Raw genomic sequence first — 23,766 nt, 5'->3', positions numbered from 1 at the left:
CGTCCGGCGCTCAGAACATCGACTCGGGGATGATGATGACGTCGCCCGGTTCCAGCCGGACGTTCGCCTGACTGTCGCCCTTCTTCAGCAGGTTGGCGATCTGAAGCTGATATTCCTTCTGCTTGCCGGTGCCGCGGTCGTAGCGGACCAGCCGCGCCTTGTTGCCCGCGGCGTACTGGTTGAGCCCGCCGACCGAGATCATCGCGTCGAGCAGGGTCATGTTGGCGCGATACGGGATCGACGCGGGCTTCTCGGTCGCCCCGACGACGCGGACCTGCTGCGAATAGGTACCGGAAAAATTCTCGACGATGACGGAGACGATCGGGGCGTTGATATAAGCGGACAGCGCCTTCTTCATGTCGTCCGACAGTTGCGACGGAGTCTTGCCGACGGCGGGCATGTCGCTGACCAGCGGCGTGGTGATGCGGCCGTCGGGGCGGACCTGCACCTTCGCCGACAGTTCCGGGTTGCGCCACACGAACACCGACAACTGGTCGAGCGGGCCGATGACATATTCCTCGCTCGGCGTCTCACGGCTGGCGACATACCCCGCAGCGGGCAGTTCCGGCCGGCTGCCGCCGGCACCGGCGCAGGCCGCGAGCATCATCGTGGTCGCGAAGGCGAGAGGGGCACGGTACGAACGCATCGACTTCTCCATCGGCCGATCCGGCGCGGACGCAGGACGGGCTTTCAGGGTCGGCTATGCGGGGCAGAGGTGAAGATAGCGTTAGTGACGCCGCGTCAGCCGGCGACCTGTTCCAGGGCAGGCGGATGGCCGAGAAATGCCGCCGGGCTGGCGGTCGCGCCGTACGCTCCGGCGAGGAAGATGGCGATCAGGTCGCCCGATTCCGCCCGCGGCAGGGCGACGCGGTCACCGAGCCGGTCGAGCGGGGTGCAGAGCGGACCGACGACGGAGACGGTTTCCGCGGCGTCCGCGCCCATTCGGTGCGCGACGACGACCGGGTAGTTGCGGCGGACGACGGTGCCGAAATTGCCGGACGCGGCGAGCTGGTGGTTGAGGCCGCCGTCGAGGATCAGAAAAGTCTCGCCGCCGCTTTCCTTCCGATCGACGATCCGCGCGAGATAGACCCCCGCCTCCGCGACCAGCCAGCGGCCGAGCTCGATCGCGAACCGGCTTTTCTTGAGGACGGTGGAGCGGGTGGAGAGTGCTTCGGACAGACGCTGCCCGACATGCTCGACGTCGAGCGGGCGGTCGCCGGCGAAGTAGGGCACGCCGAAGCCGCCACCTAGGTTGACGAGTGGCGGGGCGTGGCCGGCCTCCTCGGCGAGGCGGGCGGCGAGCGCGAGCGTCGCGGCCTGGGTATCGGCGATCGCGTCGGCGTCGAGGGCCTGGCTTCCGGCGTAGATGTGAAAACCGCGCCAATTCGCACCGCTGGCGACGAGGTCGCGGACCAAGGTCGGCACGCGGGCGGCGTCGATACCGAACGGTGACGGGCGGCCGCCCATTTTCATTCCCGATCCGCGGAGTTCCACATCGGGGTTCACACGAACTGCGAGGTTGGGGGTCACGCCTGCGCGGTGCGCGATGGCGAGCGCGCGGGTGGCTTCGCCCTCGGATTCGAGGTTGATCGTGGCGCCGGACATGATCGCGGCTTCGAGCTCGGGATCGCGTTTGCCGGGGCCGGCGAAGCTGATCGCGTTTGCCGGCTTCACCGCCAAGGCGCGGGCGAGTTCGCCGCCGGACGCCACATCGAGACCGTCGACCAGCGGCGCGACCGCGACAAGGAGATTCGGGTGCGGGTTGGCCTTGATCGCGTAGTGGAGATAGACCGCGGGCATCGCTGCACGGAAGCGGGCGACGCGCGCGGCGACGATCGCCGCGTCGTAGACGAACAGCGGCGTGCCTGCCGAGGCCCACGCCGTCGCCGGACGGCCGGCGATCGCCAGGTCGCCGCGTTGATTGGCGAACTCTGGCGGGATCGGACCGGTCGGCTTCATGATGTCATGCTCCTGCGGATGCCCGCCCGGTCGAGCTTGCCGTTGGCGTTGCGGGGAAGTTCGTCGTGCCAGACGTAGCGGACGGGTTGCATGAAAGCGGGGAGGTCCGCCTTCAGCCGCTTGCGCAAAGCCTCCTCGCTGGCAGGGTCGCCGGCCACTGCAGCCACGATGGCTTGACCGAGGCGTTCGTCAGGAACGCCGATCGCGACGGCTTCGCGTGCTTCGCCGCCGGACAGGACGGCCTCCTCAATTTCCTGAGGACTCAGACGGTTGCCGGCGGACTTTATCATCTCGTCGTCACGTCCGACGAAGCGGAACAGGCCGTCTGCGCCCTGCTTCACCGTATCGCCGGACCAGACGGCGGTCCCCTGCGCCATGAACGCAGGTGCCGGGCGAAAGCGCTCCGCGGTGCGGTCGGGGTCCTGCCAATAGCCCTGCGCGACCAGCGGTCCGGCGTGGACGAGTTCGCCCGCTTCGTCCGGCGCGGCGCGCGTGCCGTCGGGTCGGACGATCGCGACATCGGCGTAAGGGATCGCTCGTCCCATCGCTTCGGGATGTGCGTCGACCAGCGCGGGCGGCAGATAGGTGGACCGGAAGGCTTCGGTCAGGCCATACATCGGGTAGAGGTCCGCCTTCGGGAAGCGCTCCCGCAGCGCGCCGACGAGGCGCGGGGGCAGCGCGCCGCCGGAATTGGTCAGGCGGCGCAGGCGGGCAGCGGCTTCCGACGACCAATCCGCGTCTAGCAACTGTACCCACAACGGCGGCACGCCGGCGAGAGTGGTCGCTCCAGTGCGCTCTACCGCCTTCACGACGTCGCGAGCGACGAGATAGTCCAGCGGCGCAACCGACGCGCCCGCCGCCCAGGTCGAGAAGAGTTGATTCTGACCATAGTCGAACGCCAGTGGCAGCACACCGAGGACACGATCTTTCGTTTCTAGTTCAAGGTAGTGGGCGACGGATATCGCGCCGAGCCATAGGTTCGCGTGACTGAGCATCACCCCCTTGGGCCGGCCGGTCGATCCGGAAGTATACAGGATCGCCGCCAGCGTCTGCGGATCGAGCGACGACGGTCCGACGTGGTCGGGAAGCGCTCGCATAACGTCGGCTTCGGCGACGATCGTACAGCCGGCCGGCACGTCGCCGGGCTCCAGTGTTGTCGCACGGGTCGGTTGAGTCAGCAGCATCGCCGCGCCGCTGTCCGCCAGAATGTGGGCGACCTGCGCGCGGCGGAGCGCGGGGTTGACCGGCACATGGATCAGCCCTGCCCGCGCCACAGCGAGCGGCATGATGCAGGCGGCACGCGTCTTCGGCAGCCACGTGGCGATACGCTCGCCGGGCTGGTGGCGCGGCGACAGCCACGCGGCCATGCCGCCGACCGCGACCTCCAGTTCGGTATAGGTCATGTCGCCGGCACGATCGACGAGCGCGACGGCATCCGGTGCACCGCGCTTTGTCAGATGGTCGAGCGGGTGGGCAACCGGGTCGAGCGGGATCATGCGCGGTGATGTAGCGCCAAGTGCGCGACGTTGCACGGGGCCCACTTTCCCTGTCCCCGAGTGCGGGCTCCCTCACACGGGATTGCGGCTGAGCCGTTGTATTCGCAGCACAGGTGTGACCGGCTGGACGTTGCCGTTTCCTGCGGCGGACGATAGGGGCGCTGCAACACCAGCCGGGAAACGGGACCTTGCTTCCAGAACGCAGCGAAACGACGGTCGAGGATGCGGTGCGCGCCGTGCTGGGCGACGTGCTGGGCCTGTCGCCCGCGCGCGTCGCCGCATTCGATGCGGAGACGCCGCTGTTCGGCGCGCTGCCGGAACTGGATTCGATGGCGGTGGCGAGCGTCCTGACGGAACTGGAGGATCGTCTCGGCATCCTGATCGAGGATGACGAGGTCGATGGCGACATGCTGGAGACCTTCGGCGCGCTGACCGCGTTCGCCGCCTCCAAGGCGCGCAGCTGATCGACGCGTACGACTGGGCGGGCGGCCGCGAGGCGATGCTGCGCTTCGGGCCGGACGACGGCCCGGTCGTGATCGCATCGCTGCCGCTGTTCGAAGAGGCGAACCGGACGCGGGCGTTCACGGTGTCGATCCTGCGCTCACTGGCGGACGAGAATATCGGCAGCGTGCTGCCCGATTGGCCGGGCACGGGCGAGAGCCTGATTGAAACGCGCGATGCGCGATTGCTGGCAATGCGCGCGGCATGCGAGGCCTTGGTCGAGCAGATCGCGCGACCGGCCTATGCGGTCGGTGTGCGGAGCGGTGCGTTGATTGACGCATCGGCCCCGATGGACGGACGCTGGCACCTGTCGCCGGTGGAGGGCGAAGCGGTGCTGCGCGAAATGGCGCGAACGCGGCCGGGAATAGACGTATCGACCTTGATGCAGGCCACCGAGGCGGTGGAACTGGCGGGCAATCTGCTGTCGCCGGCGATGCTGGCCGATCTGGCCGGGGCGCGCGTCTATGACGGCGAGCATGTGCCACAACGGGTGGTGCGTCTGGAGAGTGATCCGCGGACGGCCGACCTGAAACTCGCGGGTGCGCCGCTCTGGCGGCGGGCGGAGCCGGGCAACGATCTGGCGCTGGCGAAGCACTTGGCGGACGATATCGCGGCGTGGGTGCGCTCATGCGAAGGGTGATCCGCTTCGCCTCGACGGGATGCGACCTCGTCGGGACGCTCGACGAGGCGGACGGTCGGACGGGCGTACTGATCGTATCGGGTGGCAGCGAGCCGCGCATGGGGGCGCATCGCGGCATGGCGATGCTGGCGGCACGTCTAGCGGCGGATGGCGTGCCGGTATTCCGCTTCGACCGGCGCGGCGTCGGTGATTCGGCTGGGGAGGACGCAGGATTCGAGGGGAGCCTGCCCGACATCGGCGCGGCTTGCGCAACATTCCGCAGGGAAGCGCCGGGTCTGCGACACGTCGTCGGCTTCGGCAATTGCGATGCGGCCAGCGCGCTGGCGCTCGGCGGGCGCGCTGGCGGCGTCGATGCGGTGCTGCTCGCCAACCCGTGGCTGCGGGAAGAGGCGGACGCCCTGCCCCCCAACGCCGCGATCCGCGCGCGCTATGCCCAGCGGCTCCGCGATCCGGCGGAATGGCGGCGGCTGCTGACCGGCGGTGTCGATCTGGGCAAGCTGGCGGGCGGTCTGGCGAAGCTCGGCCGCCGCACCGCGCCCGATCCGCTCGCCGACCGAGTGCTGGCGGGGATCGACGCGTGGGGCGATGCCGCGAGGATCGTGCTGGCGGAGGGCGACGCCACCGCGATCGCCTTCGCCGAGGCGGCGCGGGATCGCGATTATGCGATCGAACGCGTCGCCACCGCCTCGCACAGCTTCGTCGGCCATGCCGACACGCTGCACCGCCTGCTGATCAAGGCTATTCGGCGGCTTCCTTGAACTCCTCGAACTCCGCCGCCGCGAGGAAGCGTTCGGCGTCCAGCGCGGCCATGCAGCCGGTGCCCGCCGCGGTCACCGCCTGACGATAGACCTTGTCCTGCACGTCGCCGCACGCGAATACGCCGGGGACGCTGGTGCGGGTCGAGCCGACTTCCACGGTGATGTAGCCGTCGCTGTCGAGATCCAGGTGACCGCGGAACAGCTCGGTCGCCGGATGATGGCCGATCGCGACGAAGCCGCCCTCGACATCCAAACGCGAATGTTCGCCTGTGACGGTGTCCTCCAGGTCCAGCGCGACGAGGCCGGCATTGCCGCCGCCGTCGACGAACTCGCGGACTTCCTTGTTCCAGAGCACCTTGACGTTCGGGTGCGCGTGCAGCCGCTCCTGCAGGATGCGCTCGGCGCGCAGCGTGTCGCGGCGATGGATCAGGGTCACGTCGTCGCTGTGGTTGGTCAGGTACAGCGCCTCCTCGACCGCGGTGTTGCCGCCGCCGATGACCGCGACCTTCTTGCCGCGATAGAAGAAACCGTCGCAGGTCGCGCAGGCGCTGACGCCCTTCCCCTTCATGGCTTCCTCGCTGTCGAGGCCGAGCCATTTCGCCTGCGCGCCGGTGGCAATCACCAGCACCTCGCCCTCGTACACGTCGCCGCCGTCACCGATCAGTCGGAACGGCCGCTGAGTCAGGTCGACCTCGGTGATCGTGTCCCACATCAGGCGCGTTCCGACATGCTCCGCCTGCTTCTGCATCTGCTCCATCAGCCAAGGACCCTGGATCACGTCCGCGAAGCCGGGATAATTCTCGACATCGGTGGTCGTGGTCAGCTGACCGCCGGGCTGGATGCCCTGCACGACGATCGGCTGCATCCCCGCTCGCGCGCCATAGATCGCGGCCGACAACCCCGCGGGGCCGGAGCCGAGAATGAGCATGCGAGTGGTGTGCGTCGTCATCAATTGCGTCCTGTCCGAATCGAACCTCATCTAGGCGTTCCGACCGTGAATTTGAACCGGCAGTCACGGCACCGAAACCGCACCCGCTTCGTTATGAAATTGCGGAGGATTCATGAGCGACATCGAGATCACGAAATATACCGGGGCGGCCGGCGGCTGGGGCTCGATGAAGGGCATGTCGAAGGTGCTGCCGAGGGAGGGGATCAGTCCCGATCTGCTCGATGCGCTGCGCCGCCAGAACAAACCCGAAGGCGTGATGTGCGTCAGCTGCGCGTGGGGAAAACCCGCCAAGCCGCACATCGCCGAATTCTGCGAGAACGGCGCCAAGGCGACGGCGTGGGAGCTGACCCGCGAACGCGTCACGCCGGAGTTCTTCCAGCAGCATAGCGTCACCGAACTGGAATCGTGGCCGGACCACGATCTGGAGCAGGCCGGGCGGTTAACGCATCCGATGCGCTACGACCGCGCTACGGACCGCTATGTCGCGGCAAGCTGGGACGAGGCGTTCGCGGCGATCGGCGCGAAGCTGAAGACCTGCGACCCGAAGAAGGTCGTCCTGTATGCGTCGGGGCGCGCTTCGCTGGAAACGTCGTACATGTATGCGCTGTTCGCCCGAATGTGGGGCAGCCAGAACCTGCCCGACTCCTCCAATATGTGCCACGAGACGACGTCGGTCGGGTTAAAGAACGCGATCGGATCGCCGGTCGCGACGATCCAGATGGACGATTACGAAAAGTGCGACGCGATCTTCGCGTTCGGGCAGAATGTCGGCACGAACAGCCCGCGCATGCTCCACACGCTACGCGACTGCGTGAAGCGCGGGGTCGAGATCGTGAACTTTAATCCGCTGCGCGAGCGCGGCTGGGAGCGGTTCACCGACCCGCAGAACCCGGTGGAGATGACCACCGGCGGATCGACGCGCATTGCGTCGCAGTACCACCAGCTTCGCGCGGGCGGCGACATCGCCGCGATCCTCGGCATCTGCAAGATCGTGATCGAGGCGGACGATGCCGCGCTGGCCAGTGGTGCGCCGCGTGTGGTCGACCACCATTTCGTCGAACAGCATACGGTGCGGTTCGAGGAGTTCGCCGCCTACTGCCGCAAGGCCGACTGGTCGGACATCGTCCGCGAGAGCGGGCTGAGCCGCGAGGCGATCGAGGCGGCGGCGCGCGTCTACATGAAGGCGGAGCGGGTGATCGCCGTGTACGGGATGGGCATAACCCAGCACCGCTACGGGATCGATAGCCTGTACATGATCGTCAACCTGCTGTTGCTGCGGGGCAATATCGGCCGCGAGGGTGCAGGTCCGGGGCCGGTGCGTGGGCATAGCAACGTGCAGGGTCAGCGCACGGTCGGTATCACCGAAAAGACCGAGCTCGCCCCCGTCGAGCGGCTGAAGGAGCTGTTCGAGTTCGAGCCGCCGACCGAAAAGGGTTGGGACACGGTCGATTGCTGTCGCAAGATCATCGCCGGCGAGTGTCAGGGTTTCGTCCAGCTCGGCGGTAACTTCCTGCGCGCGACGCCCGAGCATGCGGCGATGCGGGAAGGCTGGGCGAAGCTGCCGATCGCCGTCCACATCGCGACGAAGCTCAACAAGAGCCATCTCATTCCCGGTGAGGAAAGCTGGATTTTACCGTGCCTCGGCCGGATGGAGCAGGACATGCAGGGCAGCGGCCGGCAGGCCGTGTCGATGGAGGATTCGTTCAGCCACATCTACGGATCGGTCGGCAAGGCGACGCCGGCGGCGGACACGTTGCTGTCCGAACCGGCGATCGTCGCGGGGATCGCCAAGGCCGTGCTGGAGCCCAACTCCAACGTCCCGTGGGACGAGTGGGTCGACGATTACGGTCTGGTCCGCAGCGCGATCGAGAACACCTATCCGGACAAGTTCTTGAACTTCAACGAGCGCCTGTTCACGCCCGGTGGCTTCTGGAAGGGTAACCCCGCCTCGCACCGCCAGTGGGAGACGGAGAGCGGCAAGGCCGAGTTCAACGTGCCGCGCGCCCTGAACGCCGCTGGATTCGCCGACGCGGAGGGGCGGTTCCGCTTGGTGACGCTGCGCTCCAACGATCAGTTCAACACCACGATCTATGGCTATGACGACCGTTTCCGCGGCATCAGCGGCACGCGCATGGTGGCGATGATGAACCGCGGTGATCTGGCGCGCATGGGCTTGAAGGGCGGCGACTTCATCGCGCTGGAAAGCGACGCGGAGGATCAGACCGATCGCGTCGTCGAGGGGCTGATGGTGGTGGAATACGACATCCCCGCGGGCTGCATCGCGGGCTATTATCCGGAACTCAACTATCTGATCCCGGTCGAGCATCACGCGCTCGACAGCCACGTGCCGGCAGCGAAGTCGGTACCGGTCAGGATCAGGCGGTGACGGGTATTCTGGGCGCGGTCCTGATCGGTGGGCGGTCGTCGCGGTTCGGCTCCGACAAGGCGCAGGCGATGTTCGGCGACCGATCGCTGGCGGAACACGCCGCCGCCGCCCTTAAGCCGTTCGTGCAGGAGGTGGTGATGATCGGCGGCGAGGCGGTGCCCGACCTCCCCGGACCCGGCCTCGGGCCGCTCGGCGGGATTGCGGCGGCGCTCGACTGGGGCGCCAGCCGGGGCTTCCGTTGCGTGCTGACGATCGGGTGCGACATGCCGCGCGTGCCCGACGAGGTGTTCGAGACTTTGCTCCACCGGGCACCCGCCTATTGCAGCGACGCGCCGGTGCTGGGGTTGTGGCCGTCCGCGCTGGGCGCTCATCTGCTGTCGTATCTGGAGGTCGGCGGCGATCGCTCCGTGCGCGGCTGGGCGCGCGCGGTGGGGGCGATCCCGATTGCATCCGATGTGGTGATCCCCAACGTCAACACGCGCGACGACCTGATGGCACTGTGACCGATTGGGCTAGGACGGCTGACGACCGAACGATCGTCGTCCTCCGGCCCGATGGGGTTTCGCATACGACGCGACGCATAGCGCTGGAGGCGCCGGTGGCGGTCGAGGTCGACGGCTTCGGCTATGCCGTGATGATGATGACGCCGGCCGATCTGGAGGCGTTCGCGACCGGCTTCATGCTGACCGAGCGGCTGGCCGACACCGCCGCCGATGTGATCGCCATCGAGCCGTTCAAGGCGGATACCGGCTGGATCCTGCGCATCGCGCTGTCAGAGCGGTGTCGCGGGCGCATCCACGACCGCGTCCGCCACCGGACCAGCGACACGGGATGTGGGCTGTGCGGCATTTCCGGGCTGGAACAACTGCGGCGACCGATCGCGGGCAGTCCGCCCCGCCCCACCGTCCAGCCGGCGGCATTGTTCGCGGCCCTGGCAGGGCTTCGTGCGCACCAGCCGCTGAACGCGGCAACGGGTGCGGTCCATGCCGCCGCCGTGTGCGACGCAGAGGGGCGGATCGTCGCGGCATATGAAGACGTCGGCCGGCACAACGCGCTCGACAAGCTGATCGGGGCGACGGCGCTGGCCGGCAGCGCGATCGACGGATTCATCGTGGTCACGTCGCGGATCAGCTTCGAAATGGTCGACAAGGCGCTGGTCGCCGGTGCGCCGCTCTTGATGGGCGTTTCGGCGCCGACGACGCTGGCGATCGAGCATGCCGCCGCGCATGATCTAACGCTGCTCGCCCTCGCCCGCGGCGACGCGATCCTGGTGGCCAACGATCCTTGGAAAACCTTCGGGCATGGTAGCGAAGGAGGGACTTGAACCCCCGACCCCAGGATTATGATTCCCGTGCTCTAACCAGCTGAGCTACTTCGCCACAGCCCGAAGGAGCGGCGCTGATAGGAGGGCTTCGGGAATCGGTCAAGCGGGTTTGGCGGGATTCCGCGTCACGCGAACATGTGGCGCGACAACGGGTCCCAAGGGCCGCCGCGATACCACCACGTCGCCAGTCCCGCGAGCTCGACAGTGCGCGGCTTGAAGTCGCGGCCGAGGCGGTCGAGCAGCAGTTTCGCCACGGATGGCGTGACCTTGTTCTGGATCGTCACGTGCGGACGCCAACCACCGGCATCCTGCGGCGTCAGCAGGCCGGCGAACGCCTCGACGAGGTCCGACCGGATCGCAACCAGCGCCGGCGATTCGATGCGATAGGCGACGCCGCGGCCGAGCGACATCAGGCCGCCGACCCGCGCGTCGGGGGCTCGGACGCCGCGGGTCGCCTGCGACAGCCGATGCTTGAGTTCGTCCGCTGCGGAGGGCGGCAGGTGGTGAAACAGCGTGCAATGCGCGGCCAGCACGTTGCGTTCGGGCGGGAAGAACTCCGCCCGCTGCGCATCGAACCAGCCCTGATCGTTGCGGCCGAACAGCGCCGTGACGATGATCGGGGCGGGCCCCTCCCCGAGCGTGCCCGACGACACCGCGACCCGCGTCAAATCTCGACCTGGCTGCCGAGTTCGACGACGCGGTTCGTGGGCAGGCGGAAGAACTCCATCGCGCTTTCGGCATTACGCAGCATCCACGCGAACAGCTTTTCGCGCCACAGCGCCATGCCCGGCCGTTCCGACGCGATCAGCGTCTGGCGCGACAGGAAGAAGCTCGTCTCCATCATCCGGAACTCCGGCCCCACGCTGTGCGCGTGCTTGAGCGCGGCAGGCACGTTCGCCTCCTCCATGAAGCCGAACTTCAGGACCATGCGGTGGAAACCGTCACCGAGATCGTCATGCTGCACCCGATCGGCCTCCGGCCAATAAGGCTGACCCGCAATCGCCACGGTCAGCAGGATGATCCGCTCGTGCAGGACCTTGTTGTGCTTGAGGTTGTGGAGCAGCGCGTGCGGAACGCCGTCAGCCGTTGACGTCATGAAAACCGCCGTGCCGGGCACCCGGCTGGCGGAGGTGGCGGCCGACGCGATGAACACCTTGATCGGCATCGCCGCCTCGCGCAGGCGCTCGATCATCAACTTGCGCCCCTTCGACCACGTCGTGAGGAATGTGAATACGATGAAACCGACCAGCAGCGGGAACCAGCCGCCGGCGGGGATCTTGGTCAGGTTTGCGCTGAGGTATGCGCCGTCGACGATGAAGAACACGGTCAGCAACGGCACCGCGGCATAGGGCGGCCACTTCCACAGGCGGAACAGCACCACCGCGAGCAGGCAGGTGTCGATGAACATCGCCCCCGTCACCGCGATCCCGTACGCCGAGGTCAGTGCGGACGAGGTCCGGAAGCTCAGGACGAGCAGGATCACCATTACCATCAACAGCCAGTTGATGAGCGGGATATAGATCTGACCTACGGTCGAGGCGCTGGTATGCTCGATCCGAAGACGGGGCATGAAGCCGAGCTGGATCGCCTGCTGCGTCACGGAGAACGCGCCCGAAATGACCGCCTGACTGGCGATGATCGCCGCCGCCGTCGCAAGGATGACGAGCGGCAGGCGCAGCCCCTCCGGCGCGAGCATGTAGAACGGGCTCTCCAGCGCCGCCGCACCCTCGCGGAACAGCAAGGCGCCCTGCCCCATATAGTTGAGCATCAGGGCCGGCAGCACGAACCACAGCCACGACAGCCCGATCGGTCGCCGTCCGAAATGGCCCATATCGGCGTACAGCGCCTCTGCCCCGGTCACTGCAAGCACGACGGAGCCGAGCGCCAGAAACGCGCGAAGCGGGTCCATCAGGAAGAACTCGACGGCGTAGTGTGGGGAAAACGCCCAGAGCACGCCCGGGTTCTGGATGACGCTGAGCGTGCCCAGCACCGAGATCGTGCCGAAATAAACGAGCATGATCGGCCCGAAATACAGGCCGACCCGCGACGTGCCGCCACGCTGGATCGAGAACAGGAAGATCAGGATTATGACGGCGATCGGCAGCACCAAGCCGGCAAACGCCGGCGCCGCGACGGCCACCCCTTCGACCGCGGACAGCACCGACACGGCCGGCGTGATCATGCTGTCGCCGTAGAACAGGGCTGTCGCAAAGACGCCGAGCAGGACGATGCCGTTGCTCCAGCGTTTGACCTTGGTCTTGCCGGAGATCAGCGCGAGCAGCGCGAGACTGCCCCCCTCTCCTTTGTTGTCGGCACGCATGATGATGATGACGTATTTGACGGTCACGACGATCATCATCGACCAGAACATCAGGCTGAGCACGCCCATGATGTGCGCCGGATCGAGCGTCAGCGGGTGATGCCCCGCGAACGTCTCCCTGAAAGCGTAGAGCGGGCTGGTGCCGATATCGCCGAAGACGATGCCGATCGCGCCCAGCGATAGCTTCAGCATGCCGTCACCGTGGTGATGGCTGCTGTCGCCCGGCGACGGAACCGACTCCGTCGCCACCTGCGTCGCGGTCACGGCCGCGACGCTCCAAGTCGTGCGTTATCAGTACGATAGGGGCTATTCAGCCCGTCAACGCCCCTGTTCGTCATGCCGCTTCGCCTACACCTGTGCTGCGACGCGTGCAACGCCGCAGGCAGACCGCTATAGCCGGCGCAACAATCGAATAGGAGCGGTTCTGTGAAAATCGGTGTTCCCAAGGAAATCAAGAATCACGAGTATCGCGTCGGTCTGACGCCCCCGTCCGTTGCAGAGCTGGTGTCGGCGGGTCACGAGGTCGTGGTCGAGGCGCAGGCGGGTGCCGGCATCGACTTCGAGGATGCGGATTACGAAGCGGTCGGCGCGACGATCCTGCCGGATGCGAAGTCGGTGTTCGCCGCGGCCGAGATGATCGTGAAGGTGAAGGAGCCGCAGGCGGTCGAGATCGCGATGCTGGAACCACGCCACCTGCTGTTCACCTACCTCCACCTCGCAGCCGACAAGCCGCAGGCGGAGGGGCTGATGAAGTCCGGCGCGACCTGCATCGCGTACGAGACGGTGACGGCGCAGGGCGGCGGTCTGCCGCTCTTGAAGCCGATGAGCGAAGTCGCGGGCCGGATGTCGGTTCAGGTCGGCGCACATTATCTGGAAAAGGAACAGGGCGGCCGCGGCATCCTGCTCGGCGGCGTACCCGGCGTCGCGCCGGCGAAGGTCGCGATCCTGGGCGGCGGCGTATCGGGTATCAACGCGGCGCAGATGGCGGTGGGCATGCGCGCCGACGTGACGATCTACGACCTGAACATGGCGAGATTGGCCGAGCTGGATATGTTCTTTTCCAGCCAGATCAAGACCGCCTATGCCAGCAAGGCGGCGATCGCGGCGGCGGTGAAGAACGCGCACCTCGTCATCGGGGCGGTGCTGGTGCCGGGTGCCGCCGCCCCCAAGCTGGTCACGCGCGAGATGCTGAAGACGATGAAGCGCGGCAGCGTGCTGGTCGATATCGCGATCGATCAGGGCGGCTGTTTCGAAACCTCGCACGCCACCACGCACGAGGACCCGGTGTTCAAGGTCGACGGCGTGATCCATTACTGCGTCGCCAACATGCCGGGTGCTGTCGCGCGGACCTCCGCGTTCGCGCTCAACAACGCGACGCTGCCGTTCGCGCTGAAGCTGGCCAATCTGGGAGCCGAGGCGGCGATGGCCGCCGACCCCCATCTGGCGGCTGGACTGAACGTGTCGCAGGGCAAGATTCGCCATCAGGCGGTGGCCGAAGCGCTTGATCTGACGTTCGAACCGGCCTGAGTTTCGCACCGGCTTGATGGAACGAACACGGAACAGGGTTGTTGGTCGATCGCGAAAGGAATTCACGATGACCGACAACCCGAAATCCGAACCCTTCTCCAACGCAGAGAAGGACCCCGACGACTGGACGACCGGCGACGAGGCGATGACCGGCGCGCAGGCCAGCTATCTCAAGACGCTGTCCGAAGAGGCGCATGAAGAATTCGACGACACGCTGAGCAAAGCGGATGCGTCGAAGCGCATTGACGAGCTTCAGAGCAAGACCGGGCGCGGCAAGAACGACTGATCCTGTCTGCCGGCGTAGGTTCGGAAGGTTTCGTTCCGGGCCTTCCCTCCCATTCGGGGAAGCGTTGCGGAGCCGGTCGAGGTGGTCTGAGGACGTCCGACCGGCCGCATCGCTGGCGCGTAGGCGAAGTGGCCGGCTAGGAAGAAAGACTGCCGACGTTCAGAGCATTCGCTAGAGCCAACGATCTAGGCTTTACACCCCTCACGGGGCTTCACGAGCGGCTGCTGGTCGCCGAAAACCTCGCCTGCTCATCGCTCCAGACATACCCTTCAGAAGAAGCCGACGACGCCAGGCCATCCGCTAGACAACGCTGATCCCACATATCGTCGTTCAACGATGCAGTAAGGCAGCGCGGCAACGTAGCTGTTCAGGGCCCGACGGGGGGATTTTCGCACGTAAGGTGAACGACCCTCAGAGCTTGGCCCGGCAGACAACGGGAAAATTTGGGGTGACGGTGAGTGGAGTGCGACATGCACTACAAACCGTGAATGTCGATCGGCCCTGGATCGTCGTGTCACGGCTTGCGCATGTCGGGGAACGCTTACCGAAACCTACTCCGTAAAGCCGCCCACCGCCCAACATGACGAGGGTTAGCCCGGCCGCGCCACGTCACCCCTCACGCAGCCGCCAGAACATCCTCGGGTGCCAGCCGGATCAGGTGGTCGAACGCCGCCAGTGCCGCCGTCGATCCTGCCCCCATTGCTACGACGATCTGCTTGAACGGCTCCGTCGTCGCATCGCCGGCGGCGAAGATGCCCGGCCGCGAGGTATGCCCGCGATGGTCGATCTCGATCTCGCCGCGCGGCGACAACGCCAGCGCATCGCCCAGCCATTCGGTGTTCGGCACCAGCCCGATCTGTACGAACACGCCCTCCAGCGCGACCTCGTGCAGTGTGTCGTGATTGCGATCGCGGTAGGTCAGGCCGGTCACCCGCTCGCCGTCGCCGGTGACTTCGGTCGTCAGTGCGGACGTGACGATCCGGACGTTCGGCAAGCTGGCAAGCTTCCGCTGCAACACCGCGTCGGCGCGCAGATCGGCGTCATATTCGATCAACGTCACGTGCGCGACAATGCCCGCCAGATCGATCGCCGCCTCGACGCCGGAATTGCCGCCGCCGATCACCGCCACGCGCTTGCCCTTGAACAGCGGCCCGTCGCAATGCGGACAGTAGGCCACACCCTTGTTCTTGTACGCGTCCTCACCCGGCACGCCCATCTGCCGCCAGCGCGCACCCGGCGACAGGATCACGGTTCGGCCCGACAGCGTCGCGCCGTTTTCCAGCGTCACCCGATGCAGCCCGCCGACCTCGGTCGCCGGCACCAGCGCCGTGGCGCGTTGCAGGTTCATGATGTCGACATCGTACTGCCTCACATGGCTCTCCAGATGCGCGGCCAGCTTCGGCCCTTCGGTATGTTGCACCGACACGAAGTTCTCGATCGCCATCGTGTCGAGCACCTGCCCGCCGAACCGCTCCGCCGCGATGCCGGTGCGGATGCCCTTGCGCGCCGCATAGATCGCCGCCGCAGCGCCGGCCGGACCACCACCGACGATCAGCACGTCGAACGGCTCCTTCTCCGCCAGCTTCGCCGCCGCCTTCGCGCTCGCACCCGTGTCGAGCCGGGCGACGATCTGCTCCAACTCCATCCGGCCCTGACCGAAGCTCTCCCCGTTCAGGAACACGGTCGGCACCGCCATCACCTTGCGGTCCGCGACCTCGCTCTGGAACAGCGCGCCGTCGATCGCGGTGTGCGTGACGCGCGGGTTCAGCACCGCCATCAGATTCAGCGCCTGCACCACGTCCGGGCAGTTCTGGCAGGTCAACGAATAATAGGTCTCGAACGCGTAATCGCCGTCCAGCGCGCGCACCTGATCGAGCAGCCCCTGCGCCGCGCGCGAAGGGTGGCCGCCGACCTGCAACAGCGCCAGCACCAGCGACGTGAACTCATGCCCCATCGGCAGACCGGCGAACCGCACGGCGACGGCGGCGTCCGACGCCCGCCGGATCAGGAAGCTGGGTACGCGCTTGTCGTCGCCACGCACCACGGTGATCTCGTCGGACAGCACCGCGATCTCGTCGAGCAAGGCCGCCATGTCGCGGCTCTTGGCGTCGTCACCCGTGCTGGCGACCAGTTCGATCGGCTCGCGGATGTTGACCAGATAGGCCTTCAACTGCTGCGTCAGATTGGCGTCGAGCATGGCGAAAAACTCCGCTGTAAATTGAAACGACCCGGGGCGGAGGGGGTGCCCCGGGCCGTCATCCGGCCTCCCGTCGGGGGAGAGATGGAGACCGGAAACCGATATGCTTAGATCTTGCCGACGAGGTCGAGCGATGGGGCGAGCGTCTCTTCGCCCTCTTCCCACTTGGCGGGGCAGACCTCACCCGGATGTGCGGCGATGTACTGCGCAGCCTTGATCTTGCGCAGCAGTTCGGCGGCATTGCGGCCGACGCCCTCGGAGGTGACCTCGATCAGCTGGATCACGCCCTCCGGATCGATCACGAACGTGCCGCGATCGGCGAGGCCCTGACCTTCGCGCAGGATCTGGAAGCTGGTGCTGATGCTGTGGTTCTGATCGCCCAGCATGTAATAATCGATCTTGCCGATCGCGGGCGAGCTGTCGTGCCACGCCTTGTGACTGAAATGCGTGTCGGTCGACACGCTGTACACCTCGACGCCCATCTTTTGCAGGGTCGGGTACACGTCGGCCAGATCCTCCAGCTCCGTCGGGCAGACGAACGTAAAATCGGCGGGGTAGAAGAAGAAGACCGCCCACTTGCCCGTAACGTCGGTGTCGCTGACGGTGACGAACTTGCCCTGGCGGTAGGCCTGGGTAGTGAACGGCTTCAGCTTGGTGCCGATGAGCGACATTGCGATGTCCTTTGTCAGGTTAGAATTGCCTCCCCCATGTAGGGATAAATGCTGCATCGCAAAATTGAGATTGCCGCAGGGGGTGATCGGCAGAAGCGATCACCCCGCGCTTTCTGATCTAACGTCCCGATGAAGCGATCCAGCGATCGACCTTCGGCAGCATCGTCTGCTTCAACCGCGCGCGCTGTCGGATGCCGGCCTCCGCCTGATCCGCGAACCGGCGCGACCCTTCCGGGAAATCGCGCGCGGCGATGGCATGCAATTCGTCGGCGCGCGCTGCACTCGCCGAGCCGGACGCTACGGAAGGCAGGTATTGGAAGCGCTGGCGGAGGTCGAGATTGGGTGCCACCGCCGGCAACGTTGCTAGCGCATGCGTCCACGCGAGGTCGGGATGAACGCGCGCGACCTGCGCCACCAGCCGCGCCGCGCGCGCCGGCGGCGCCTCTCCACCGGTCGCGATCGTCAGCATCTCAGCCGCCAGCGCCGGGTCCCGTACGCCTGCCATATACGCGTAGAGCGCCGCCTTGCGCTCCGGGTCCGCCTCCGCTTTCGCTGCACTGCGGAACATCGCGAACGTCGCCGCGTCGGCATTCCGCCCCGCCAGGATCAGCACCGGATCCACCAGCGCTGCGGGCAGGCTCGCCCTGTCGCGCTGCCAGCCTGCGAAGCGACGCTTCGCCTCCACCAGCACCGTCGGCTCGTCGGCGCGACCCAGCGTGTAGATCAGCGCCTCGCGCAGGATCGCGTCGTTGGCGCTCTCGCCCGGCTTCGCGGTCCAGCCGAGCCGCGCAAACGGTGCGGCGACGGTCGCGCGCACCCATCCCTGCCACGCCGCGTCACCGGGGGTGCCCGCCTCAAGACCGGTCGTCTCGCCGATCGCCGACAGCGCCTGCGTCCACGCCAGCGGATCGGCATCGGCGGGCAACGCGCGGGCCAGTTCCAGCGCACGCGCGGCCGGGCCTTTTCCCGCCTGTCCCAACGCCCAGGCATCGGACAACAACCCGATCTGGTCCGCCGCCGGCAGGCTCGGAAACGCCGCCAGCACGGGCGCATAGGCCGGCGCCGCATAGGAGACGCGCGCATAAGCCGCTTGGCCCGCATTGACGAGCGTCGGCGCGGCGGTCGGCAGCCGCGTGGTGGCGGCCGTCATCAACCACGGCTGGCCCGAGCCGCCGGCCAGCGGCCGGATCGTCAGCGGCAGGGTCCAGCGCCCTGCCGTCGCCGCCGGATCGAAGCTGAACCGGCCCTGCGACACCGGGCCACCTCCGGCGACATTCACCAGCGGCACGCCCGCCTGCCCCAGAAAATCCGCCGCGATCGCCGCGACAGGCTGGCCGCTCGCCGCCTCGATGCTGGTCCAGAGGTCGTCGTTAACCGTGTTACCGTAGGCGTGCGCAGCCATGTACGCCTGCACCCCGCGCTGGAACGGCATCGCACCGACATACGCCTCCAGCATCCGGATCACCGCCTCGCCCTTGCCGTAAGTGATGCCGTCGAACGCCTGATTGGCGGCGGGACCGCTCGCCACGTCCTGGATCACCGGATGCGTGCCGGGCAGCGCATCGAGCCGCATCGCTCCCGCGCGGTCGATCTGGCTGCCCAGCCACGGCTTCCATTCGGGATGGAAGCGCGAGGTCGCGGTCGTCGCCATCCAGCTCGCGAAGCCCTCGTTCAGCCAAAGGTCGTTCCACCAGTCCATCGTCACCAGATTGCCGAACCACTGGTGCGCCATCTCGTGCGCGACCACGCTATAGATCTGCTGCCGCGCCGATTCCGTGATGCTGGCAGGATCGAGCAGCAACGCGTTCTCGAAGAAGAAGATCGCGCCCCAATTCTCCATCGCGCTGAAGCTGCCCGATCCCGGCCCGGCGATCAGGTCCAGCTTGGCGATCGGGTACTCGGCCCCGAAATAGCTGTTGTAATAGGGCAGCAACTGCACCGCCGTGTCGAGCGCCTCCTGCCCGCGCGACGCGACGCCGCGGCGGGTGACGATCCCGACCTCGACCTTGCCGTCCTTGCGTGACAGCCTCTCCAGATCGCCGCTCGCGAAGAACAGCAGATAGGAAGACATCTTCGGCGTCTTCGCGAACGTCACCCGCTTGCGCCCGCCCGGCAGCGTGACCTCCTTCGCGACCGGCGTGTTCGACAGCGCCAGATCGGTGGCGGGGACATCGGCCGTCAGCGTGTAGCTCGCCTTGCGCGCGGGCTCGTCCCACAAAGGCATGAAGCGGCGCGCGGCGGCCGGTTCGAACTTGGTGGCGATCATCCGCTTCTTCGTGCCAGCCGCATCGTCATAGTCGAGCGCGAAGAAGCCTGACGTGAATTTGCTGATCGCGCCATGCCAGCGGATCGTGACGCGGTGCCTGCCGGGCGCGATCATGCCCGGCGCGGTCAGTGTCGCGGTCTCCGCCGCCTTGTCGATCGCGATCGTCAGCGGCGTCTTGCCGTCCAGCGTCGCCGAATCCAGCACCAGATCGGCGGCGTTGACGACGATGCGCCCGGTCGTTGTCGCGACCTGCACGTCGGTGCCGACCTCGCCCGAAAAGCTCAGCGCCGCCGCATCCGGCATAATCGCCACATCGTAATGCAGCGGCACCACGTCCGCCGGCAGCACCTGCCGCTCCGCTGCCACGGCCGGCATCGCCGCGACCAACGCCAGACCGCTTACCAAGACACCGCCCGTAATGACACCGCTGCGCATCGTTATCTCCCTGAACGCCAGTGGCTTGCCATGCGGGCGGTGCGGCGACAATCGCGAGCGCTCGCCAAAGCATTCGCCAGTCACGAAATCCATGCTACCGCGCATCCGCCATGCGCCGTCGCCCGCTCGCCCCGCTGCTGCTCGCCCAACCGTCGCGCTTCGCCGGCTGGCCCCAGAATGCCGCGCGGATGATGCTGGCGGCTCTCGCCGCGCTGCTGCTGGCGGCGTTGGTGGCGATGGGCACTCCCAATCCGGATGTCGGCGCGCCGAGCGACGGCATGAGCGACGCGGTCCTGTATGGTACGATCGTCGACAATGTACGCCACGGCGGCGACTATTATGCGGTGGCAGCCGATGCCCTGCGCTCCAGCAGCTACCCGCTCCGCCCGTTCGTCGCCTTTCGCCTGCCGACGCTGGCGGTCGTGGCGGGCGCGATGCCGGCGTTCGTCGTCACGGTGCTCTTGTGGATGCTGACGGTCGCGGTGGCGCTGGCCTGGTATGCCCGCCTCGCGCCTGCGCTGGCGCAGACGCCCGCCCGCGTCGCGGCGATGTTGCTGCTGCTCGCGGGCCTCGCCGCGGCGAGCGCGCCCGAACTCGCGATCTTCCACGAACTCTGGGCCGGGCTGCTGATCGCCCTGTCGCTGGCGCTGCATCGCCCCGCGGGCCGGCCCGATCGCTGGATCGAGCCGGTTGCCATAGGCCTCGCCGCCGCGCTGATCCGCGAGACGGCGGCTTTGTACCTCGTCGTCATGCTCGTGCTTGCGGCCCGCGACGGCGCCCGGCGGGAAGCGATCGGATGGGCGGCGGCGCTCGTCGTGCTCGCGGTCATTCTCGGTTTCCATGCGCAGGCGGTGGCGGAGGTCGTCCGCCCGCTCGATCCGGCATCGCCCGGCTGGGGCGGGCTGCTCGGCCTCGGCTTTGCGATCCGGGCGACGATCCTGTCGAGCGCCTTGCAGTTCGTTCCGCTCTGGCTCGCCGCGCCCTTCCTCGTGCTGGCACTCGCGGGGTGGTCGGCATGGCGGGAGCCGATCGCCGTTCGCGTGCAGGTGACGATCGCCGCCTACGCGCTGGTGCTGGCGATCGTCGCGCGGGCGGACAATTATTATTGGGCGCTGCTGATCGCACCGCTGTCGGTCGTCGGGCTGATCTTCGCGGTCGATTCCCTGCGCGACCTGATCGCCGCCGCGCGCGACGGACGACGCATCACCGTCACGCGGGTGGTACGCTGATGCGCGTCCTGCTGATCGTCGGCGGCGGCATCGCCGCGTACAAGGCGTGCGAGTTGATCCGACTGCTGCGCAAGCGTGGCCACAGTGTACGGTGCGTCCTGACGGAGGGCGGCAGCCATTTCGTGACGCCGATGACGCTCGCCGCGCTGTCGGAGGATCAGGTCTTCACCACCCTCTGGGACCTGAAGGACGAGGCCGAGATGGGCCATATCCAGCTCAGCCGCCAAGCCGACCTGATCGTCGTCGCTCCCGCCACCGCCGACTTGATGGCGCGGATGGCGGCGGGGCTATCGAACGATCTCGCCACCACGTTGCTGCTCGCGACCGACACGCCCGTGCTCTGCGCGCCCGCGATGAACGTCCGGATGTGGCAGCATGCCGCCACCGTCCGCAACGTGGCGCAACTACGCGCGGACGGCATCACCGTCATGGACCCTGACGAAGGCGCAATGGCCTGCGGAGAATACGGCCCCGGCCGCCTGCCGGAGCCGCAGGCGATCCTCGACGCGATCGAGGCCGCGAATCCCGCCGCACCCCGGCCGCTCTCCGGCCGGCACGTCCTCGTCACTGCCGGTCCGACGCACGAGCCGATCGACCCCGTTCGATACATCGCGAATCGCTCCTCCGGCCGACAGGGCTTTGCGATCGCCGCCGCCCTTGCCCGCCGCGGTGCGCGCGTGACGCTCGTCGCCGGACCGGTAAATTTGTCCACGCCCGCCGGGGTGGACCGCGTCGATGTGCAGTCGGCGCTGGACATGGCCGCTGCGGTCGACGCCGCACTGCCCGTCGACGCCGCCGTGATGGTCGCCGCCGTTGCCGACTGGCGCGTCGCGACGCTGCCGCAGAAGCTCAAGAAGGGCGATGCCCCGCCCGCGCTGACGTTGGTCGAGAATCCGGATATCCTGGCCGGTCTGGCGTCTTCGTCGCAGCGGCCGGCGCTGCTGATCGGTTTCGCGGCGGAGACGGAGAACGTCCTCGAACACGCCATCGCCAAGCGGGTGCGCAAGCGCTGCGACTGGCTGGTCGCCAACGACGTCTCGACCGACGTCTTCGGTGGCGATTACAACAGCGTTCACCTCGTCACGGACGCCGGCGTGGAAAGCTGGACGCGCCTGCCGAAAGACGCGGTTGCGGCGCGGTTGGTCGACCGGATCGCGGAAAGCCTGACCGGAATACCGGCCCCAACCTTGTCCTGAAGCCCCCCAGACGTTACCTGTCGGGCGATATGACAACTGCGATCCGTATCGCGCTGAAGCGCTTGCCGCACGGCAGCGACCTCCCCCTCCCCGCCTATGCGACAGCCGGCGCAGTGGGCATGGACGTGGTCGCGGCGGAGGCGCTGACGCTCGCGCCGGGTGCGCGTGCCGCCGTCGCCACCGGCTTCGCCATCGCCATTCCCGCGGGCTACGAAGTGCAGGTCCGGCCCCGCTCCGGTCTCGCGCTGAAGCACGGAATCACATGTCTCAACACGCCCGGCACGATCGACGAGGATTATCGCGGCGAGGTGAAGGTGATCCTCGCCAATCTGGGCGATGAGCCGTTCCAGATCGCGCGCGGCGACCGCATCGCGCAGCTCGTACCCGCCGCCGTTCAACGGGCCGACATGATCGAGGTCGACGCGCTGGATGGAACGGCGCGCGGCTCGGGCGGGTTCGGCTCGACAGGCACAAGCGGACTGGCCGGATGATTGCGCTGGCGCTCCTGGCTCAGGCGGCAGCGACGACGCCCGCGCCCCCAGTACCGCCGCAGGACTGGACGGTCCTGCCGCCCTTCCCGCTGGTGCGTGCGGCGATCACGCCGGAGGCGACGGCCTATGTCCGTGGCGAAGTGGAGTCGGAACGCTGCCGCATCGCCACCTCACCGGCAGACGGTGTCCGCGTCGTCGCGCCGGTGGCGATCCTGATCGGCCCGGCCGGCGGCGTGCGTCAGGTCGTGCCCGCAGCGATCGGCTGCCCCACCGTCGAGCAATATACCGTCGGCTACGTGATCGCGCTGACCCGCACCGGCAGCGCCGCCTCGCGTCCCGGCTGGTACCGGCTGTCGGTCGCTTACCGCTGGTGACGCCACTCTCCGACGACGAACTCGCCCGCTATGCCCGCCACATCGTCCTGCGCGAGGTCGGTGGCAGCGGCCAGATGCGAATCAGGGCGGCGTCGGCGGCGATCGTCGGCTGCGGCGGGATCGGCTCGCCCGCGATCCAGTATCTTGCGGCGGCGGGCATCGGACGGCTGGTCCTGATCGATGACGACCGAGTCGATCTGTCGAACCTGCAACGGCAGACGATCTTCTCCGGCGGCGATCTCGGCCTGTCGAAGGCCGCTGCCGCCGCCCGTGCGGTCGCCGCGATCAACCCGCATGTCGATGTCGTGGTGCATGCCATCCGGCTCGACGCCGACAACGCGCGCGATGTGCTGGCTGACGTCGATGTGATCCTCGACGGGTGCGACAATTTCGCGACCCGGCTGCTCGTGGCGGACACCGCGCTTGCGCTGCGCACGCCCCTGGTGTCGGCGGCGGTCGGGCAGTTCGACGGGCAGTTGGGCGTGTTCCGCGGCTGGGAACCCGCCGCGCCCTGCTACCGCTGTTTCGTCGGCGATTCGCCCGACCGGGAGGGGGTGAGCTGTGCCGAACAGGGTGTGCTCGGCCCGGTCACCGGCGTCCTCGGCAGCCTCGCAGCGCTAGAGGTGCTGCGCGCCGTCGCCCCCTTCGGGGACGACCCGGCGGGCAACGTCATGTTGCTCGATTTCCTGTCGGGACGATTCCGTACGCTGCGCCTGCCGAAGGATCCCGCCTGCTCGGCGTGCTCCGGTATTTGACCGGAG

General features: G+C 67.5%; 22 protein-coding genes and 1 tRNA gene. 13 read left to right on the top strand and 10 right to left on the bottom strand.

Features of this window, described 5'->3' with window-relative positions; translation table 11 throughout:
• Positions 1–10 precede the first annotated feature (10 nt).
• The 3 genes from ILT43_RS18655 to ILT43_RS18645 all read right to left on the bottom strand — a co-directional run bounded on the left by ILT43_RS18655 (position 11) and on the right by ILT43_RS18645 (position 3,455).
• Positions 11–607, bottom strand: a complete 597-nt coding sequence (locus ILT43_RS18655) for an XrtA/PEP-CTERM system exopolysaccharide export protein (RefSeq protein ID WP_239475085.1) — start codon at positions 605–607, stop codon at positions 11–13.
• Between the two features lie 134 nt (positions 608–741).
• Positions 742–1,959 (bottom strand): pyridoxal-dependent decarboxylase, exosortase A system-associated, encoded by a 1,218-nt coding sequence (locus tag ILT43_RS18650; protein WP_204200500.1) that lies wholly within the window; start codon positions 1,957–1,959, stop codon positions 742–744.
• Positions 1,956–3,455 carry an acyl-CoA ligase (AMP-forming), exosortase A system-associated gene (locus ILT43_RS18645; RefSeq protein ID WP_204200499.1) on the bottom strand — a complete coding sequence of 500 codons (1,500 nt, stop codon included), beginning with the start codon at positions 3,453–3,455 and terminating at the stop codon, positions 1,956–1,958. Before ILT43_RS18645 ends, ILT43_RS18650 begins: the two co-directional genes overlap by 4 nt.
• A 188-nt stretch (positions 3,456–3,643) precedes the next feature.
• Here ILT43_RS18645 and ILT43_RS18640 point away from each other — a divergent pair, with 188 nt between their 5' ends.
• From ILT43_RS18640 to ILT43_RS18630, 3 genes are read left to right on the top strand one after another with little or no spacing between them, the layout of a single operon-like run.
• Positions 3,644–3,919, top strand: coding sequence for an acyl carrier protein (locus tag ILT43_RS18640; protein ID WP_204200498.1), 276 nt, complete (start codon positions 3,644–3,646; stop codon positions 3,917–3,919).
• A gap of 35 nt (positions 3,920–3,954) precedes the next feature.
• The gene (locus tag ILT43_RS18635; protein ID WP_204200497.1) at positions 3,955–4,596 is read left to right on the top strand and encodes an alpha/beta hydrolase family protein; all 642 of its coding nucleotides are present in this window, start codon (positions 3,955–3,957) and stop codon (positions 4,594–4,596) included.
• The gene (locus ILT43_RS18630; RefSeq protein WP_204200496.1) at positions 4,584–5,354 is read left to right on the top strand and encodes a hydrolase 1, exosortase A system-associated; all 771 of its coding nucleotides are present in this window, start codon (positions 4,584–4,586) and stop codon (positions 5,352–5,354) included. Before ILT43_RS18635 ends, ILT43_RS18630 begins: the two co-directional genes overlap by 13 nt.
• On the opposite strand, the gene trxB is transcribed toward ILT43_RS18630, so the two are convergent.
• Positions 5,335–6,303 carry a thioredoxin-disulfide reductase gene (trxB, locus tag ILT43_RS18625; protein ID WP_204200495.1) on the bottom strand — a complete coding sequence of 323 codons (969 nt, stop codon included), beginning with the start codon at positions 6,301–6,303 and terminating at the stop codon, positions 5,335–5,337. The genes ILT43_RS18630 and trxB overlap by 20 nt on opposite strands.
• Positions 6,304–6,415: 112 nt before the next feature.
• On the opposite strand from trxB, the gene ILT43_RS18620 reads away from it, so the two are divergent.
• From ILT43_RS18620 to fdhD, 3 genes are read left to right on the top strand one after another with little or no spacing between them, the layout of a single operon-like run.
• The gene (locus ILT43_RS18620) at positions 6,416–8,689 is read left to right on the top strand and encodes an FdhF/YdeP family oxidoreductase (protein ID WP_204200494.1); all 2,274 of its coding nucleotides are present in this window, start codon (positions 6,416–6,418) and stop codon (positions 8,687–8,689) included.
• Positions 8,686–9,192 (top strand): NTP transferase domain-containing protein, encoded by a 507-nt coding sequence (locus ILT43_RS18615; protein ID WP_204200493.1) that lies wholly within the window; start codon positions 8,686–8,688, stop codon positions 9,190–9,192. The genes ILT43_RS18620 and ILT43_RS18615 overlap by 4 nt, the downstream gene beginning before the upstream one ends.
• The gene (fdhD, locus tag ILT43_RS18610; RefSeq protein WP_204200492.1) at positions 9,189–10,013 is read left to right on the top strand and encodes a formate dehydrogenase accessory sulfurtransferase FdhD; all 825 of its coding nucleotides are present in this window, start codon (positions 9,189–9,191) and stop codon (positions 10,011–10,013) included. The genes ILT43_RS18615 and fdhD overlap by 4 nt, the downstream gene beginning before the upstream one ends.
• Here fdhD and ILT43_RS18605 read toward each other — a convergent pair.
• The 3 genes from ILT43_RS18605 to ILT43_RS18595 form a co-directional block, all read right to left on the bottom strand.
• Positions 9,992–10,068, bottom strand: a tRNA-Met gene (locus ILT43_RS18605). The genes fdhD and ILT43_RS18605 overlap by 22 nt on opposite strands.
• Before the next feature lie 70 nt (positions 10,069–10,138).
• Positions 10,139–10,681: a 2'-5' RNA ligase family protein gene (locus ILT43_RS18600; protein ID WP_204200491.1), complete on the bottom strand. Its 543-nt coding sequence runs from the start codon at positions 10,679–10,681 to the stop codon at positions 10,139–10,141.
• Complete coding sequence (locus tag ILT43_RS18595) at positions 10,678–12,525, bottom strand: potassium transporter Kup (protein ID WP_211534611.1); 1,848 nt, start codon at positions 12,523–12,525, stop codon at positions 10,678–10,680. Before ILT43_RS18595 ends, ILT43_RS18600 begins: the two co-directional genes overlap by 4 nt.
• 234 nt (positions 12,526–12,759) lie before the next feature.
• On the opposite strand from ILT43_RS18595, the gene ald reads away from it, so the two are divergent.
• Both ald and ILT43_RS18585 read left to right on the top strand, forming a co-directional pair.
• A complete protein-coding gene (ald, locus tag ILT43_RS18590; RefSeq protein WP_204200489.1) occupies positions 12,760–13,860 on the top strand; it encodes an alanine dehydrogenase in 1,101 nt (366 codons plus the stop codon).
• A gap of 67 nt (positions 13,861–13,927) precedes the next feature.
• Positions 13,928–14,146 carry a DUF3072 domain-containing protein gene (locus ILT43_RS18585; protein WP_204200488.1) on the top strand — a complete coding sequence of 73 codons (219 nt, stop codon included), beginning with the start codon at positions 13,928–13,930 and terminating at the stop codon, positions 14,144–14,146.
• A 616-nt stretch (positions 14,147–14,762) separates the two neighbouring features.
• On the opposite strand, the gene ahpF is transcribed toward ILT43_RS18585, so the two are convergent.
• The 3 genes from ahpF to ILT43_RS18570 all read right to left on the bottom strand — a co-directional run bounded on the left by ahpF (position 14,763) and on the right by ILT43_RS18570 (position 19,715).
• Positions 14,763–16,343: an alkyl hydroperoxide reductase subunit F gene (ahpF, locus tag ILT43_RS18580; RefSeq protein WP_204200487.1), complete on the bottom strand. Its 1,581-nt coding sequence runs from the start codon at positions 16,341–16,343 to the stop codon at positions 14,763–14,765.
• 107 nt (positions 16,344–16,450) lie between these two features.
• Entirely contained in the window at positions 16,451–17,014 is a 564-nt protein-coding gene (ahpC, locus tag ILT43_RS18575; protein WP_204200486.1) for an alkyl hydroperoxide reductase subunit C, read from the bottom strand.
• A 118-nt stretch (positions 17,015–17,132) separates the two neighbouring features.
• Complete coding sequence (locus ILT43_RS18570; protein WP_204200485.1) at positions 17,133–19,715, bottom strand: M1 family metallopeptidase; 2,583 nt, start codon at positions 19,713–19,715, stop codon at positions 17,133–17,135.
• A 110-nt stretch (positions 19,716–19,825) separates the two neighbouring features.
• Between ILT43_RS18570 and ILT43_RS18565 the strand changes: the two genes are divergently transcribed.
• The 5 genes from ILT43_RS18565 to ILT43_RS18545 are packed head-to-tail and all read left to right on the top strand — an operon-like array spanning position 19,826 to position 23,760.
• On the top strand, positions 19,826–20,944 hold the full coding sequence (locus ILT43_RS18565) for a hypothetical protein (RefSeq protein ID WP_204200484.1): 1,119 nt from the start codon (positions 19,826–19,828) through the stop codon (positions 20,942–20,944).
• Positions 20,944–22,140, top strand: coding sequence for a bifunctional phosphopantothenoylcysteine decarboxylase/phosphopantothenate--cysteine ligase CoaBC (coaBC, locus tag ILT43_RS18560; protein WP_204200483.1), 1,197 nt, complete (start codon positions 20,944–20,946; stop codon positions 22,138–22,140). The genes ILT43_RS18565 and coaBC overlap by 1 nt, the downstream gene beginning before the upstream one ends.
• A gap of 29 nt (positions 22,141–22,169) precedes the next feature.
• Positions 22,170–22,631, top strand: a complete 462-nt coding sequence (dut, locus tag ILT43_RS18555) for a dUTP diphosphatase (protein WP_204200482.1) — start codon at positions 22,170–22,172, stop codon at positions 22,629–22,631.
• A complete protein-coding gene (locus ILT43_RS18550) occupies positions 22,628–23,005 on the top strand; it encodes a hypothetical protein (protein WP_204200481.1) in 378 nt (125 codons plus the stop codon). The genes dut and ILT43_RS18550 overlap by 4 nt, the downstream gene beginning before the upstream one ends.
• Positions 23,002–23,760, top strand: a complete 759-nt coding sequence (locus ILT43_RS18545; protein WP_204200480.1) for a molybdopterin-synthase adenylyltransferase MoeB — start codon at positions 23,002–23,004, stop codon at positions 23,758–23,760. The genes ILT43_RS18550 and ILT43_RS18545 overlap by 4 nt, the downstream gene beginning before the upstream one ends.
• The last annotated feature ends 6 nt before the right edge of the window (positions 23,761–23,766 follow it).

This window comes from Sphingomonas longa (assembly GCF_016892685.1).
GTDB classification, from domain to species: domain Bacteria; phylum Pseudomonadota; class Alphaproteobacteria; order Sphingomonadales; family Sphingomonadaceae; genus Sphingomonas; species Sphingomonas longa.
The sequence above is the reverse complement of the archived record's forward strand: the minus strand, read 5'-3'. Positions and strand labels throughout refer to the sequence as shown.